This is a genomic window from Aminipila butyrica, from assembly GCF_010669305.1.
Taxonomy (GTDB): Bacteria; Bacillota; Clostridia; order Peptostreptococcales; family Anaerovoracaceae; genus Aminipila; species Aminipila butyrica.
The window spans coordinates 1,996,466-2,011,681 of sequence record NZ_CP048649.1 but is presented as its reverse complement, the minus strand read 5'-3'; the positions used below and the strand labels follow the sequence as shown (position 1 = coordinate 2,011,681).

General features: G+C 46.5%; 12 protein-coding genes. 8 read left to right on the top strand and 4 right to left on the bottom strand.

The genetic code is table 11. The annotated features are described in order from the left end of the window. Window positions 1-122 precede the first annotated feature (122 nt). Window positions 123-1,892, top strand: a complete 1,770-nt coding sequence (locus Ami103574_RS09535) for an oleate hydratase (RefSeq protein ID WP_163066802.1) — start codon at window positions 123-125, stop codon at window positions 1,890-1,892. Window positions 1,893-2,047: 155 nt separating this feature from the next. Here the strand turns inward: Ami103574_RS09535 and Ami103574_RS09530 are convergent, their stop codons facing one another. Further along, window positions 2,048-2,935, bottom strand: a complete 888-nt coding sequence (locus tag Ami103574_RS09530) for a 3-hydroxyacyl-CoA dehydrogenase family protein (protein WP_163066801.1) — start codon at window positions 2,933-2,935, stop codon at window positions 2,048-2,050. 867 nt (window positions 2,936-3,802) lie between these two features. Here Ami103574_RS09530 and Ami103574_RS09525 point away from each other — a divergent pair. The 6 genes from Ami103574_RS09525 (at window position 3,803) to Ami103574_RS09500 (ending at window position 10,832) form a co-directional block, all read left to right on the top strand. After that, window positions 3,803-5,131 carry a 4Fe-4S dicluster domain-containing protein gene (locus tag Ami103574_RS09525; RefSeq protein ID WP_163066800.1) on the top strand — a complete coding sequence of 443 codons (1,329 nt, stop codon included), beginning with the start codon at window positions 3,803-3,805 and terminating at the stop codon, window positions 5,129-5,131. Window position 5,132: 1 nt separating this feature from the next. After that, window positions 5,133-5,681 (top strand): BMC domain-containing protein, encoded by a 549-nt coding sequence (locus Ami103574_RS09520; protein WP_163065709.1) that lies wholly within the window; start codon window positions 5,133-5,135, stop codon window positions 5,679-5,681. A 44-nt stretch (window positions 5,682-5,725) separates the two neighbouring features. Next, window positions 5,726-7,255: an acetaldehyde dehydrogenase (acetylating) gene (locus tag Ami103574_RS09515; RefSeq protein WP_163066799.1), complete on the top strand. Its 1,530-nt coding sequence runs from the start codon at window positions 5,726-5,728 to the stop codon at window positions 7,253-7,255. Window position 7,256: 1 nt separating this feature from the next. Then, window positions 7,257-7,904 carry a phosphate propanoyltransferase gene (locus tag Ami103574_RS09510; protein WP_163066798.1) on the top strand — a complete coding sequence of 216 codons (648 nt, stop codon included), beginning with the start codon at window positions 7,257-7,259 and terminating at the stop codon, window positions 7,902-7,904. A gap of 47 nt (window positions 7,905-7,951) precedes the next feature. Further along, window positions 7,952-8,236 carry an ethanolamine utilization microcompartment protein EutM gene (gene eutM, locus Ami103574_RS09505; RefSeq protein ID WP_163065714.1) on the top strand — a complete coding sequence of 95 codons (285 nt, stop codon included), beginning with the start codon at window positions 7,952-7,954 and terminating at the stop codon, window positions 8,234-8,236. A gap of 463 nt (window positions 8,237-8,699) precedes the next feature. After that, complete coding sequence (locus tag Ami103574_RS09500; RefSeq protein WP_163066797.1) at window positions 8,700-10,832, top strand: methyl-accepting chemotaxis protein; 2,133 nt, start codon at window positions 8,700-8,702, stop codon at window positions 10,830-10,832. 116 nt (window positions 10,833-10,948) lie between these two features. Here the strand turns inward: Ami103574_RS09500 and deoD are convergent, their stop codons facing one another. Then, window positions 10,949-11,653, bottom strand: a complete 705-nt coding sequence (gene deoD / locus Ami103574_RS09495) for a purine-nucleoside phosphorylase (RefSeq protein WP_163066796.1) — start codon at window positions 11,651-11,653, stop codon at window positions 10,949-10,951. A 195-nt stretch (window positions 11,654-11,848) separates the two neighbouring features. Between deoD and Ami103574_RS09490 the strand changes: the two genes are divergently transcribed. Then, on the top strand, window positions 11,849-13,579 hold the full coding sequence (locus tag Ami103574_RS09490) for an AMP-dependent synthetase/ligase (RefSeq protein ID WP_163066795.1): 1,731 nt from the start codon (window positions 11,849-11,851) through the stop codon (window positions 13,577-13,579). A gap of 75 nt (window positions 13,580-13,654) precedes the next feature. On the opposite strand, the gene Ami103574_RS09485 is transcribed toward Ami103574_RS09490, so the two are convergent. Both Ami103574_RS09485 and Ami103574_RS09480 read right to left on the bottom strand, forming a co-directional pair. Next, complete coding sequence (locus Ami103574_RS09485; protein ID WP_163066794.1) at window positions 13,655-14,359, bottom strand: queuosine precursor transporter; 705 nt, start codon at window positions 14,357-14,359, stop codon at window positions 13,655-13,657. Next, window positions 14,352-15,080 carry a radical SAM protein gene (locus Ami103574_RS09480; RefSeq protein WP_163066793.1) on the bottom strand — a complete coding sequence of 243 codons (729 nt, stop codon included), beginning with the start codon at window positions 15,078-15,080 and terminating at the stop codon, window positions 14,352-14,354. The genes Ami103574_RS09485 and Ami103574_RS09480 overlap by 8 nt, the downstream gene beginning before the upstream one ends. Between the last annotated feature and the right edge of the window lie 136 nt (window positions 15,081-15,216).

The window sequence follows — 15,216 nt, the reverse complement described above, 5'->3', positions numbered from 1 at the left end:
ATAAATTAGAAATTTTTTTGGTATAATAGTATAAATATTTTGAATAAAAATATAGTTTGTGATATTATATTATGTGATAAATAAATCTACATTATAAACCATAAGAGGTTGGAGGTAGTAATATGTATTATAGCAATGGAAATTATGAGGCCTTTGCCAAACCGGAGAAGCCCCAGGGAGTAGACAACAAATCGGCGTATCTGGTGGGGTCGGGGTTGGCCTCTCTGGCGGCTGCTTGCTTTCTGGTTCGGGATGGACAGATGAAGGGGGAGCGAATCCATATTTTAGAGGAACTGTCTTTGCCGGGAGGCGCCTGTGACGGTATCCGAGATCAGGAAAAAGGGTTTATCATCCGTGGAGGCCGAGAGATGGAAAACCATTTTGAATGTTTGTGGGATTTGTTTCGGTCGATTCCTTCTTTGGAGACCGAGGGCGCGTCCGTATTGGACGAGTTTTACTGGCTGAACAAAAAGGATCCGAACTATTCCCTTATGCGGGCTACGGTCAACAGAGGCGAGGATGCCCATACGGATGGTAAATTTGGCTTGACGGAGAAGGCCTCCATGGAGATCCTCAAGCTCTTCTTTACTATAGACGAAGATCTGTATGACAAAAAGGTATCGGATTTATTTTCTCAGGAATTCTTTGATTCGAACTTTTGGTTATACTGGCGGACGATGTTTGCCTTTGAAGACTGGCACAGCGCCTTGGAGATGAAGCTGTATGTGCAGAGGTTTATCCATCACATCGGCGGGCTGCCAGATTTTTCTGCGTTGAAATTCACGAAGTATAACCAGTATGAGTCCCTGATCTTGCCGATGATTAAATACCTGGAGGCCCATCAAGTAGACTTCCAGTATGATGTGAAAGTTACCGACGTCGTCTTCGACATGATAGCGGGGAAGAAAGAAGCCAGAACCATAAGTTGCCTGCGGAACGGGGCTAAGGATGCCATTTCTCTGACCGAAAATGATCTGGTTTTTGTCACCAATGGAAGCTGCATCGAAAATGCCGCCTTTGGAGACCAGAATCATCCGCCGGAATTCCGCATTGCAGACGGTGGCTGCTGGAACTTGTGGCGGAACATCGCTAAGCAGGATCCGGCTTTTGGAAAACCGGACAAGTTCTGCACCAATACGCAGGCCACCAACTGGGAATCTGCTACCGTGACCACCCTAGATGATAAAATCCCTCCTTACATCCAAAAAATATGCAAGAGAGATCCGTTCAGCGGCCGGGTTGTCACCGGTGGTATCATTACGGCTAAAGATTCCAACTGGCTTCTGAGCTACACCTTAAATCGTCAGCCTCATTTTAAAGAGCAGCCTAAGGATCAGTTAGTCGTATGGGTATACGGATTGTTCACCGATGTGCCGGGGAATTATGTGAAAAAGCCAATGCGGGAATGCACCGGCAAGGAAATTACGGAGGAGTGGCTGTATCATATGGGCGTGCCGGAGGCAGAGATTCCTAAACTGGCTGCTGAATCTGCTCGCAGCATTCCGTGTATGATGCCTTATATCACTGCATTTTTCATGCCGAGAGCGGCAGGTGACCGGCCAAAGGTGGTGCCGGAGGGCTGCACAAACTTTGCCTTTATTGGTCAGTTTGCGGATACGGTGCGGGATACCGTATTTACTACCGAATACTCGGTGCGCACGGCCATGGAAGCCGTTTATACCCTGCTGAACGTAGACCGAGGAGTGCCAGAGGTCTTTAACTCTTGTTATGATGTCCGGGTGTTGCTGGATTCTACCTGCAAGCTGATGGACGGGAAAAAAGTTATTGACATGAAGCTGCCGTTCATTGCCAATTTAGCCAAAAAGACGGTGTTGAAGAAAATTTCAGGCACGGTCATCGAAGAACTGTTAAAAAAGTACAACGCTATATAATAGAAACGTCTCCAATATAGAATAAAATAAAAAAACAGAGGCCTATGGGAGTGTGAAACCATATGCCTCTGTTTTATTTTGCAAAAAATTTAATTGAAAATACTTATGTGTTCATTATGTTGGTGTTTATATAGGTCCGATAAGGACCGAAGACCTTACATCAGTTCGGTATTCGGTGTGCGGGTACCATCTTCATGATAGATATAGAAACCGCGGCCCGTCTTGCGGCCCAGATTTCCTGCTGCCACCATCCGGCGGAGCAGAACAGCAGGCCGGTATTTCGGATCGCCGATTTCGCTGTATAGAACTTCCATAACGGCCAGTTCTACGTCGATACCAATCATGTCAACCAGTTCCAGTGGGCCCATAGGGTGATTCAGTCCCTTGCGCATGCCCAGGTCGATTTCTTCAATGCTGCCGATTCCACGTTCAATCAGGATGAAAGCCTCGTTTAACATCGGAATCAGCATGCGGTTTACGATAAAGCCTGGCTCGTCCTTGGAAACGATGCCGGTTTTGCCCAGCTGCTCACCAAAAGCGGTGGTCGCATCCATGGTCGCCTGGCTGGTTTGCAGGCCTTTAACTACTTCTAGCAAATGAATCAATGGTACAGGACTGAAAAAGTGCATGCCCACAAAGCGGGATGGATCTTTCAGGCAGCTTGCCAGCGTAGTGATGGAAATGGAAGACGTATTGCTGGAGATGATTGCCTCTGCTTTTGCGTATTTATCCACTTCCTTTATTAAGGATACCTTCAAATTTTCGTTTTCTGGAGCCGCTTCAATGATGAAGTCCGCATCCTTACAGTCGGAAACGGAGGTAGTAAGAGACAGGAGAGCCAAAGCTTCTTCCATGGCACTTTCCGTCATTTTACCTTTTTTAACGCTTTTTTGCAGCAATGTTTCTACTGTCTTGCGTCCTTTGGCCAGGTTTGCATCAGAGATGTCGTTGACCATCACTTGGATTCCCCGTGTGATGGCCGTCTGGGCGATACCCATGCCCATGAAACCGGCACCTATAATAAATAATTTTTTAACACTCATAATAACCTCTCTTTCAAATAGCCGTTGTTTTTTCAATAATAAGTTTTGCAAATCCCAGTCTTTCTAATTATATCACACCGCCATGGAAATGTATATTGTCTTTAGATAAAAACAATTTATGGGAGCACAAATGGGAGCATTCCGTAGAACGGCAGTTGATGTTTTGGGGACTGCCTTTTTTACTAAATCCGACAGGGGTACTTTTCCTAAAATATATTGACAAAATCTGCTCCCCATTGTATGATTAATTCATGAAACGACACGCCGTAGTGTGTTTCTAGAAACAACAGTGACGTGACGCAGCGCACCTGAATGAGATATTTGGGTGCGCTTTTTTATCGGGCTGTAAAGGATGTTTTCAATTAAGGATTGATAAAGATACCGCCGGACATCGTTTTCCTAGAGCAGTGTAGTCAAGGGCGACGGAAAAGGCTTTCAGCTTAAAAATTGTTCAGAGAGAACTTTTAGGCTGAACTTAATGTGAATAATGATTGCTGACGGAGTGAACGACGAATTGTTCATCCATACAGAGCCTAGAGAATGACAGTACAGTTTGACTTTATTTAATTAAAAATTTCATAGAAGCTGTATCTTCACGAAGAAGTACAGAGTGCACAACTGAGGCGATGAAGCTCAGACTTAGTCATAACAGGCTATTTCTGGGCTTTTTTATATATATGATTTCAATTTACAATACCCCCTTAGTCTGTATGAGGGGTGAACGCCGGAAACAGCGAAGCACCTCGTGCGACATTTAAGAGAAAGGATTTAAAGGATGAAATTAAAGACAAAGTTAAATGGAGGAGCCTTCTAAAAGATGGCCCATTAAAAGAGGAAGACAGGAATAAACGAACGGAGGTAGAAAGAATGAGTCTTCTTGAACAAGTAAAAGAAGCCGGCATCGTTGGTGCAGGTGGAGCAGGATTTCCGACCCATGTGAAATTAGCGTCAAAAGCAGAATATATCCTTCTAAACGGAGCGGAATGCGAGCCGCTTCTACGAGTAGACCAGCAGCTGATGGCTCTGTTTCCAGACGAGATTATCAAAGGCTTTGAAGCCGCAGGCAGACAGGTGGAAGCAAAGAAAGCCATCCTCGGAATAAAAGGAAAACACAAAGACGTCATTGACCTATTGGAAGAACGAATTAAAGCCCTGCACGTAGAGGATTACGTAGAAATTGGTCTGCTGCCAGATATTTATCCGGCGGGGGACGAGCAGGTGCTGGTATATGAGCTGACTGGACGGGTGGTACCAGAAGTAGGCATTCCGATTCAGGTAGGCTGCGTGGTAATCAACTCGGAGACAGCCCTCAACATCTACTACGCCATGGAGGGAAAAGCGGTAACGGAAACGTATCTGACCTTGGCGGGAGATATCCCTCAGCGGTTGACCGTAAAAGTACCAGTTGGAACACCAATTATTGATGTACTCAAGCTCAGCGGCATTGAAAACTTCGATGACTACACCGTTATCGACGGCGGTCCGATGATGGGACCGGTAATGGCCGGAACAGATGGCTATGTGACGAAGAAGACAAAAGGCTTTGTGATCTTGAAGAAACATCACCTGCTGATTCAGCGCAAGTCTGCCTCGAAAGAGCAGAGCAAGCGAATCAATCGGGCCACCTGCGAGCAGTGCAGAATGTGTACGGACATGTGTCCGAGATATCTGATAGGTCACGATATGCAGCCCCATAAAATGATGCGGGCTTTAGGCTATAAATCCGATAACCTGGAGGAAAAGGGCATCGCTCAGTTATGCTGTCAGTGCAACCTATGTGAGCTGTTTGCCTGTCCGATTGGCCTGTATCCGAAAGCAGCCAACAACTACTTCCGGGACATGCTGTTAGAGAAGGGGATGCGGTATAAGCCGACCAAGGACGTATTTGAAGCCAGAGGCCCAAGAGAAATGCGCAAGCTGCCAAGTAAGCGCCTGATTGCTAGAATTGGCCTTCGAGACTTTGATAAGCCGGCACCGATGGCAGAATGTCCTTTGCAGGTCCAGGAAGTGCACATCGCTACCCGGCAGCATGTAGGTGCACCGGCAGAAGCGGTGGTACAGGTAGGCGACCGAGTAGAGGTTGGACAGAAGATTGGACAGATTCCAGCAGATAGTCTGGGAGCTGCCATTCATGCAAGCATTTCCGGGACGGTAACCGAATGCGGCAATGGATACATTGCAATAAGGAGGGGTTAAGATGGCAAACGCAATAGGAATGGTTGAATTTACAAGTATTGCCCGAGGCATTTACGCAGCGGACCAGATGGTAAAGATTTCAGATGTAGAGATTGTAACAGCCAGCAGCACATGTCCTGGAAAATATATTACCATCGTTCACGGAGACGTAGCGGCGGTAGAAGATTCCGTGCAGGTAGGTGAACGAGTAGCAGGAGAGTACTGGGTGGATTCCATTGTGATTCCCAATGTACATCCAGAGGTTTTTCCAGCTATCACCGGATCTACTATGCCGGAGCGGATTCAGGCATTGGGAATAATGGAATCGTTTTCCATGTCTACCATGGTTATCGCAGCCGATGCCATCTTAAAGTCAGCTGACTTAGAACCGCTGGAGCTGCGCCTGGGTAACGGGATAGGAGGGAAAGCCTTCTTTACTTTTACCGGAGACGTAGCGGCGGTGGAGACTGGAGAGGAAGCGGGAAAGAGCATCGCCGAGGAGAAGGGCCTGCTGGTCAACTCCGAAGTGATTCCATCCCCATCCGACAGATTAATTCCGTCATTATTCTAAAATATTATCATGCGAAAGAGAAAGAAGAAGGGAGAACGATTAAAATGGAAAATTTTGATTATGATTTACGTTCCGTACAAGAGGTGAGAAATCTGGCTCGTCTGGGTAAAGTGGCTACTGACAAACTGGCTGCCTACACAGGAGAACAGATTGACAAGATTCTGAAAAACATGGTTCGAGTAGCGGAGGAAAATGCAGTATGCCTGGCACAGATGGCGGTGGAAGAGACCGGATTTGGTAAGGCGGCAGATAAGACCTATAAGAACCATCTGGCATCCACTATCTTGTATAACGCAATCAAAGACATGAAGACGATTGGTGTGATTCAGGAAGATGTAGTAAATCAGATTATAGAGGTAGCTGATCCAGTGGGTCTGGTAATGGGTATCATTCCATCCACTAACCCGACTTCCACCGTAATCTATAAGGCCATGATTGCCCTTAAGGCAAGAAATGCCATCGTATTCTCTCCGCATCCTTCCGCAGCAAAGTGTACCATGAAGGCTACGGAACTGATGTACAAGGCAGCCGTAGAGGCAGGGGCACCTGAAAACTGTATCAGCTGTATCTCCATGCCATCCATGGCAGCCACAGACGAGCTGATGCACGCTAAGGAAGTAGCCATCATCATCGCCACCGGAGGTCCAGGTATGGTCAAGGCTGCATACAGTGCAGGTAAGCCGGCATTAGGTGTAGGTGCAGGAAACTCTCCGGCTTACATTGAAAGAACGGCAAACATTCAGAAGGCTGTTACTAATATCATGGCCAGCAAGACCTTTGATAACGGTACCATCTGTGCATCAGAGCAGTCCATTATCTGCGAAGAGTGCAACCGGGATGCAGTCGTAGCAGAGTTCAAGAACCAAGGTGGATACTTCATGACAGCAGAAGAAACCGCCAAGGTTTGCAAGCTGCTGTTCAAGAACGGCCATGCCATGAACGCCAAGTTTGTAGGACGATCTGCTGAGGTTATCGCCGAGGGCGCAGGCATCAGCATTCCAGCTGGAACCAGAGTGCTGATTGGGGAGCAGGGCGGCGTAGGTGACGGATATCCCCTTTCTTTTGAAAAGCTGACTTGTGTATTAGGTTTCTACACCGTAAAAGATTGGCATGAAGCTTGTGAGTTGAGCATCGCATTGCTGCAAAACGGCATCGGTCACACCATGAGCTTGCACACAGAAGATCGAGATATCGTTATGAAGTTTGCAGCTAAGCCGGCTTCTAGAATTCTGGTAAACACCGGCGGAAGCATGGGGGGAACAGGTGCCAGCACAGGACTGATGCCAGCCTTCACCCTGGGCTGCGGAACGTGGGGCGGAAGCTCTACCTCCGAAAATGTAACGCCGATGCACCTAGTAAATATTAAAAAAGTCGCATATGGCCTAAAGGACTGCGCAACTCTGGCAGCAGATGATGCAACCTTCAACCACCCAGAAATCACTGGAAGCTGCGGCGGAAGCGGTGTATCTTCCACAACCTGCGGCAGCTGCGGAGTTTCCCAGGAACGAGAAATTACCCAGGATGATTTGATGGATTTAGTAAACCACTTAGTAAATGCGATGAAAGGAGAGTAAGATGGATAAAAGTGAAGCTGTATTAAAACTTTTACTGGAAGCTGTACAAAGCAGTATCGCCAGACAGGCGCAGCAGGAAAGCAATGAGATTCCGGTAGGGGTTTCAAACAGGCACATCCACCTTTCTCAGTCCGATTTAAACAGCTTGTTTGGCGAAGGCTGCCAGTTGACCAAGATGAAGGAGCTGTCTCAGCCAGGGCAATATGCCTGCAAGGAGACGGTGACCATCTGCGGTCCAAAGGGAGCGATTGAAAAGGTCCGGGTATTAGGACCGGTAAGAAGCAAGACCCAGGTAGAAGTGCTGACAGGAGACTGCTTTAAGCTGGGCGTACCCGCTCAGGCCAGGCTGTCAGGTGAACTGACCGGTACGCCGGGAATCACCATCATCGGGCCGAAGGGTTCTGTGCAGACCACAGAGGGCTTAATTGTTGCTCAGAGACACATTCACATGACACCGGCAGACGCTCAGCGTTTTGGTGTAGCAGATGGGCAGACGGTGAGCATCAAGGCAGGAGGACCAAAGGGCGGTATCTACAGCAATGTAGCGGTACGGGCCAATGATGCGTCCGCCCTGGAATGTCACTTAGATACGGAAGAAGCCAACGCTATGGGGCTTGGTTCATCCGCAAAGATTACTATTGTAAAATAAATTTATTGATATCAAAAAATAAAATGAATTTTTAGGAGGATTTAAAAATGAAATATGATGCATTAGGAATGATTGAAACAAAGGGTTTAGTAGGTTCTATCGAAGCAGCAGATGCGATGGTAAAGGCAGCAAACGTAACGCTGATCGGTAAGGAATTCGTAGGCGGCGGACTGGTAACTGTTATGGTAAGAGGAGATGTAGGAGCTGTTAAGGCTGCTACAGATGCCGGTGCAGCAGCAGCGCAGAGAGTTGGCGAGCTGATTTCTGTACATGTAATCCCTAGACCACATGCTGAAGTAGAGACCATTTTGCCAGCAGTAAAGGAAAAATAAGGACAGCTGGACGTATGTCAGCAAAAGGAGAAGACAGCCCATCCGGGCTGTCTTTTTGTGTGCCAGGAGAAAAGCCAAATTTTTTTTATATGGATGAAGTTCATTTATCTAGATTTTGGAAATTTTCATAATTGCTAAATGAAGGCTGATATGGTATTATAAAGAAAATATCCCGTATCTTGAACGCAGAAGCCTGAAGCAAATCCAGCAGAGGGTGGAGCACTTATTTTCTCGTAAGCGACGCAGCTTAACAGAAGTTTTTTAGTTTATTGGGATAATAATATGGAACATGACGCAATGCCCCATATATCTAATTTTTAGGTTGTGGAGCATTTTTTGTATTCATTTTGGGCAGGACTTGGCAAGTCCTATGGCTTTTTATTGATTCTCCTTGTAGTGCAAAGATCGCTCTAAACAAAAATATGAATGGGTGACCATTCAAGATTTAGGAGGAAAAAAGGGAATGAATATCATCAGTAAAAGAAGTAGTCGAGAGGAAAAAGAAAAAAAGCTAGCCACCAGTCTAACCCGCACGGTGGTACTCCTGTTGGTCTTGATTTTTGCCATCTTTATTGCTGCATCATCCGTAAATACCTATAAACAGATGAGCAATGCCATTACCTCTGAGATAGCCAGTACGGCCCAGGTAAATTCAGTTATTGCCAACGGCGCCTTTAAGGAATCTGAGAAAGTCGGCTTGCTGTTGGCAGCCTACATCGGAAGCAGCATGGAGAAAAATGAAAACAGGGAGGGACAGGCTGCAAGCCAGCTCTATGGGACTCCTATGTCCAGCCAGGCGAAGGCCATCGAGGACTATTCCATTGAAACAATCCGCAACAATTTGGAAAATAGCCCGGATATTGCTGGTATGGGCGTGTTCTTTGAACCCTATGCCTTTGACAGCAATATAAGAGACTATACGTTGTATTTGGGAAGTACGGGTGCCGTGACAGATACCGTACAGAGTTACGGTGTATATGAAGACTATTGCGACGAAGAATACTATGCCGTAGCACAAAAGACAAAACAGGTCCACTTAACCGAAGCGTATGAGGACAATGGTATCCAAATGATTACAGTGACTTATCCCATTTTGGTGGGAGAGGAGTGTGTAGGCGTAGTAACGGCGGATATTGATATTAATATTTTTTCTGCTTTTAAAGAGAACCTCAACAGCAAATATAGTTCTGTATTTTTTACCATCTATAGTGATGGACAGAATGTTGTTTACGACCCGGTAAATCTGGAACGCATCGGCCATAATCTGAAGGAAAAGTACGAAGAGGGCAGACGTTTTGAAGATTTACAAGAAAACCTGAGTAAGGGAAAAGCTTTCTATATAAAACTGGTAGATAAAGAAGGGGAAATGGAGTTGTGTTTCTTCAACCCTATCCAGCTGGACAATCAGACTTGGTGGTCTATGGTGGGGATTTCTCAGCAGGAAATCTATGGACCAATCATCGGCTTTGTCTGCCTGCAAGTAGCACTGATGGTGGTCGCGTTAATCGTGATTGGATTCATCATCGCTATGGTGGTAAATAAGGCATTGAAACCGCTTCAACGCATGGTGGCAGCAGCTCGTCAGATCACGCAGGGAGATTTTCAATTAGAATTAAATGTAGATCGCAATGACGAGATTGGAGCATTGACTACCGACTTTCATCACATGTCGGACAACATGCGGCAAATCATCGGTGACGTGGTGCTGACTCTGGAGCAGATTTCTGAGGGGGATTTTACTACTCAGAGCCGGTGTGCCGACAAGTATGTAGGGGAGTATGCGAAATTGTGTCAAATGTTTGACAGCATTAAGGCCAATCTGAGCGCAGCGATACAGGAGATTGATTATGCTTCCACCCAAGTGGGGAGCAGCAGCAGTCAGGTATCTGATGGGGCCCAGGCGCTCTCTCAAGGCGCGACAGAGCAAGCTTCTTCGATTGAGGAATTGTCCGCCACCATTGCAGAGATTGCAGAAGGAATCCGCGGAACAGCAGACTATGCCAAGGACTCTGATCAAGTGGCCAGCAAAGCCGGAAAAGCCTTGGCTGCTGGTACTGCACAGCTGACAGAAATGACAGCAGCGATGGGAGACATATCTGATTCGGCTAACGAAATCAGCAAAATCATTAAGACCATTGATGACATTGCTTTTCAGACCAATATCTTGGCGTTAAATGCCGCTGTAGAGGCAGCTAGGGCAGGCGCAGCGGGAAAGGGCTTTGCCGTAGTGGCCGATGAAGTGCGAAATCTGGCAGCCAAGTCCGCCGAAGCTGCTCAGAATACCACAGAACTTATTGGCAGTACCATTGCTGCCATTGAAAACGGCTCTCGAGTAGCAGATGAGACGGTGAAGACCATTGGTGAAGTCGCTCAGTCTACAGAAAAGCTGGTTGAATCTGCGGGACAAATTGCTCAGGCCTCAGAAAAACAGGCCATGCAGATTCAGGAGATCACCTTGGGAGTAGACCAGATTGCAGCTATTGTTCAGACCAATGCCGCTACCGCGGAGGAGAGTGCCGCTGCCAGCGAAGAATTAGCCGATCAAGCGGAAAGGATGAATCAACTGGTAAACCGGTTTAAAATTCAGGCGCAATAAGAAATGCCTAGGATTAATATACGTTTGTTCATCAAATAAAAGAAAAGCATGACGTTCCTTATTTAGGAGCTTCATGCTTTTGTTCTATCGGTTAAAGGATCGTTGACCCATAAGAATTATTTAACGCAAACTTCCAGGGCCAGCTTCATCATGTCGGTGAAGGAATGCTGCCGTTCTTCGCTGGTAGAATGTTCGCCAGTGATGAAATGATCGCTGATAGTCACCATGGCCAGGGCGTTGACCTTGTTATAGGCGGCGTTCATATACAGGGCAGCGGCTTCCATTTCTACAGCCAGCACGTTCATTTTAGCCCACTTCTTCCACCAGTCACCGAATTCATAAAAGACGTCACAGGAGACGATATTTCCGGCTTTTAAGGAGATGTTTAAATCCTTGTGGGCTTCCTGGGCTTTCAGCAGCAAGTCCCAACTGGCATTTGGAGCATAAGTGCCAGGAATGTCGAAGGCATGGATGTAATTGGAATCTGTGGAAGCAGATACACCAAGAACGACGTCGCCAATCTTTACATCTTCGTGAAAGGAGCCAGCTGTACCTACTCGAATCAGGTTTTGAACGCCGTATTCGGTAATCAGTTCCCAGGAGTAGATGCCCATGGAAGGCATGCCCATGCCTGTACCCTGAACGGAAACAGGAACTCCCTTATAAGTACCTGTGTAGCCAAACATGCCTCGAATGGCGTTGTACAGTTTCGGACTGTCCAAAAAGTTTTCCGCAATAAACTTGGCTCGCAGAGGATCGCCAGGCAGCAGAACGGATTCGGCAATATCTCCTCTTTTAGCTGCATTGATGTGTGTGCTCATAATGATTTTCCTTTCTCTCTTGTAAATGACAGTAATGTGGTTTTAAAAATTGCATTATGTAATATCAAAATAAATATTGATTTTACACCGTACCTGTGCCATACTAAGTTTATGGTGCAGGCTTATAAAAACATAAGAATTGTACCACAATATACATCTAGTATACCATAAATTTCGTATAATTGGAGGCCCGAAATGATATATGAAAATATATATAAGAACAAGCTGCACCATGTAAGAGACATCGATACGTTGAAAGAGATGTTGACCACCTGCAAGGAGTTATTTGGCAAGAAGCCAGCGTTTTTATATAAAGAAGAAAAGGGCGGACCCTACAGGGAAGTCAACTTTATTACCTTGAAGGATGATGTGGATGCGCTGGGTACTAAATTGCTGGACATGGGCATGGAAGGTGAAAATATCGCCGTCATCGGAGAGAACTGTTACGCGTGGATGGTGGCTTATTTTGCGGTGGTAAACGGCGTGGGCAAAGTGGTGCCCTTGGATAAGGAACTGAGCAAAGAAGAGATTGTGAACTTGCTGACTACTGCTGGCTGCAAAGCTGTTTTTTACACGTCTGCCTATAAAAATGTTTTTCGGGATGTAGAGATTCCACATAAGTTTCAAATGGAAGTTTATACCAAGAAGGTACAGGCGGATCAGGAAAACACGCTGGATTATCTACTGGAAGAGGGACGAAAAATGTTGGGGAAGGGTGATCGCCGTTATGTGGATCTGGTCATTGATCCCTTGGAGGTACGCATGCTGCTGTTCACATCAGGAACCACAGACGTGCCAAAGGCGGTTATGCTTTGCCATAAGAACATTGTCAGCAATGTGCAGGACATCAGCCGCATTGTTAAGTTGAAAGAGGATGACCGGGCGCTGTCTATCCTGCCTATCCACCATACCTTTGAGTCTTCAGTGGGCATTATGGTGGTATTGTTTCAGGGTGGCTCTATCGCTTTCTATGAGGGCCTTAAATATGTGGTTAAAAATTTGGCAGAGGCTCAAGCTACTTTGCTGGTAGGGGTGCCTCTAATCTTTGAATCCATGTACAACAAGATTTGGAAACAGGCAGAGAAATCCGATATGACAAAGGCCCTGAAGATGGCTATTAAACTGAACAAGACGTTAAAAAAGGTTGGTATTGATGCTCGAAAGAAAATCTTTAAATCCGTATATGCTAATTTTGGCGGACGGCTGAGATTATTGGTGACGGGAGCCGCCGCCATCAGTCCTAACGTTGTACGGGGATTTCAGGACCTGGGCATAGAAATGGTGATGGGCTATGGCCTGACAGAGGCCGCACCGCTAGTATCTGGAACACCAGATTTTACCGACCGATATGCAAAGGCCGGTTCCGTAGGACAGGTGGTACCCAGCGGTCAATTGCAGCTCATCAATGAAAATGAAGATGGCATTGGCGAAATTATTTTCAAAGGTCCAAATGTGATGCTGGGATATTATAACATGCCAGAAAAGACAGCAGAGGTCTTAAAAGATGGCTGGTTCCATACGGGGGACTTGGGCTTTGTGGACGAAAATGGTTTCCTCTATCTGACTGGACGAAAGAAAAATGTTATCGTCACGAAGACCGGCAAGAATATTTATCCAGAGGAGATTGAGGAATATTTGAGCAAGATTCCATACATTGAAGAATGTATGGTCTACGGCACCGATAACGACGATACGGGAGAGACTACTGTCAGCGTTCAGATTCGTCCGGCTTACGAGACCATTCAAGATGAATTCGGTTACGCGGAGGATGCAGACAAAGTGTATCAGCTCTTGAAGGGAAAGATTGCAGACGTGAATCAGACACTGCCCAACTATAAACGGGTTCGGCACATTGTAGTCCGTGGGACAGAGTTTGTTAAGACGACCACCCATAAAATTAAACGGCAGGAAAATACCATAGAATAAAAACGAATAAAGGAATGATTCTCAGCTGAGCCCTCTGATTGAAGAGGAGGAGCGGAGAGTCATTCCTTTTTTATGCTAGTAATTGCTCTTGAGAGTATAGCTGATTCGTCGGGCGGCATAGACGAAAGGGGTGTCCGCCACTGACGTGACAATAAAAATGATATAGCTGGAGCACATGATGCTCAGCAGGGTATGAAGAGGAAGAGTACCCCAGAACGCGCCCAAGGTGAAGAGTACGGTGTTCAGCAGTTGAGACAACAGGGCAGAGGTGTTGTTTCGCAGCCACAGGTACTTTTTTCTATCGTTACTCAATCGATTTGTCATATCCCATACTTTGTTGTAGGCCCATACGTCAAACCGCTGGACGATGGCGTATACCCCCAGGCTGACAAACATCAGCCGCGGTGTATTGGAAAAGACGGCTTGGATACTGGGAAAAGCCCAGTCATTGGTTGAAGGGGTGTACAGAAGCCAGGCCTGGCTGACAGCGATGAAAGAAATAGAGGTCAGAATGCCGACATTCACCGCTTTTTTTGCTACGGGCTTTCCTTCTGTTTCACTGAGAATATCGGTGACCATAAAGGTGGTGGCAAACATGATGTTGCCTAAGGTCTGCTCCATGCCAAAGGCATCTATTACGACCAAGACTTCGATATTGGCTGCAATAGTGGCAAAAACAATCCAACATAGAAGTCCCGTCCGACCAAAGAGCTTGTACCACAGCAGCACCACAGAGTATAAAACAATCATGGTGGTAATCAATATAAATTCGTTATTCATCGCTTCCTCCTACGCCAAAATCAGTATTGTTCATGAGAATATCCACTCGGTCCTCTAATCGATATTTTGGATAGATATATTCCCGAAAAAGAGCAATGACTTGTTGGTCTGGTTTTATCGAGGTACTGTTTTCCGTCATCACGTTGATGCAGACCCGCTTAAAGTGCTGCAAGCCCAGCGTCAAGTCCCGTTCCATAGAGGCTTGGGTTTGGCCGGTAGTGCCAAAAAGCAAGCAGACTTGCTCGTAATAGCGAGCCATTTCCTCGGGACTGTCTGTATCAATGCCTTTACAGAAAACCGATTCCCGGTAAGCCTGATCAAAGGTCTCTATGCCGCCCTTTACCTCCACATGGATGCCAGCCGCTGCAAAGGCTTCCTTGAAGGGGGCTATGTGGTGGCGGTCCAGCCAATGGCACTCCACATAAAGTGTATGAATTCCTTTATGGATGCAGATTTCCCGAAGAAGGGCTGTGGTCTCCGAATCTAAATCGGAAAAGCTGCCGGAATTGATGACTTCCAGCCGATGAAATTGACCGGTGACCTGCCTTAGGATCGAAGCGTTCAGCTCGTAGTTCAGGCTGGGGTCCGGGTGAAAATCCAGGTGGTAGTCGCAGAACCTGCAACGCCGCCATTTGCAGCCGCTGCCTCGCAGAAGTACAATTTCTCGGGGATTTTTTTCGCAGATTAGGGAGTAGCGGGTTAGATTATTGCTGTCGGACATGGTGCCTTCCTTTCTATGTAATGGTGTCAGGAAGTTCAAACTAGTCCGGTCAGAGGAGAGAACAAAAGAAAATAGAACGCAAAAAAGAAAAGGGTGCCATAGCACCACAAATCATCCTGCTCAAACCGAGCAGGCG

Bases quoted from the DNA above. Each gene is read 5' to 3' on its own strand.
- Ami103574_RS09535 (WP_163066802.1), top strand. From the start codon at position 123: ATGTATTATAGCAATGGAAATTATGAGGCCTTTGCCAAACCGGAGAAG.
- Ami103574_RS09530 (WP_163066801.1), bottom strand. From the start codon at position 2,935: ATGAGTGTTAAAAAATTATTTATTATAGGTGCCGGTTTCATGGGCATG.
- Ami103574_RS09525 (WP_163066800.1), top strand. From the start codon at position 3,803: ATGAGTCTTCTTGAACAAGTAAAAGAAGCCGGCATCGTTGGTGCAGGT.
- Ami103574_RS09520 (WP_163065709.1), top strand. From the start codon at position 5,133: ATGGCAAACGCAATAGGAATGGTTGAATTTACAAGTATTGCCCGAGGC.
- Ami103574_RS09515 (WP_163066799.1), top strand. From the start codon at position 5,726: ATGGAAAATTTTGATTATGATTTACGTTCCGTACAAGAGGTGAGAAAT.
- Ami103574_RS09510 (WP_163066798.1), top strand. From the start codon at position 7,257: ATGGATAAAAGTGAAGCTGTATTAAAACTTTTACTGGAAGCTGTACAA.
- eutM (WP_163065714.1), top strand. From the start codon at position 7,952: ATGAAATATGATGCATTAGGAATGATTGAAACAAAGGGTTTAGTAGGT.
- Ami103574_RS09500 (WP_163066797.1), top strand. From the start codon at position 8,700: ATGAATATCATCAGTAAAAGAAGTAGTCGAGAGGAAAAAGAAAAAAAG.
- deoD (WP_163066796.1), bottom strand. From the start codon at position 11,653: ATGAGCACACACATCAATGCAGCTAAAAGAGGAGATATTGCCGAATCC.
- Ami103574_RS09490 (WP_163066795.1), top strand. From the start codon at position 11,849: ATGATATATGAAAATATATATAAGAACAAGCTGCACCATGTAAGAGAC.
- Ami103574_RS09485 (WP_163066794.1), bottom strand. From the start codon at position 14,359: ATGAATAACGAATTTATATTGATTACCACCATGATTGTTTTATACTCT.
- Ami103574_RS09480 (WP_163066793.1), bottom strand. From the start codon at position 15,080: ATGTCCGACAGCAATAATCTAACCCGCTACTCCCTAATCTGCGAAAAA.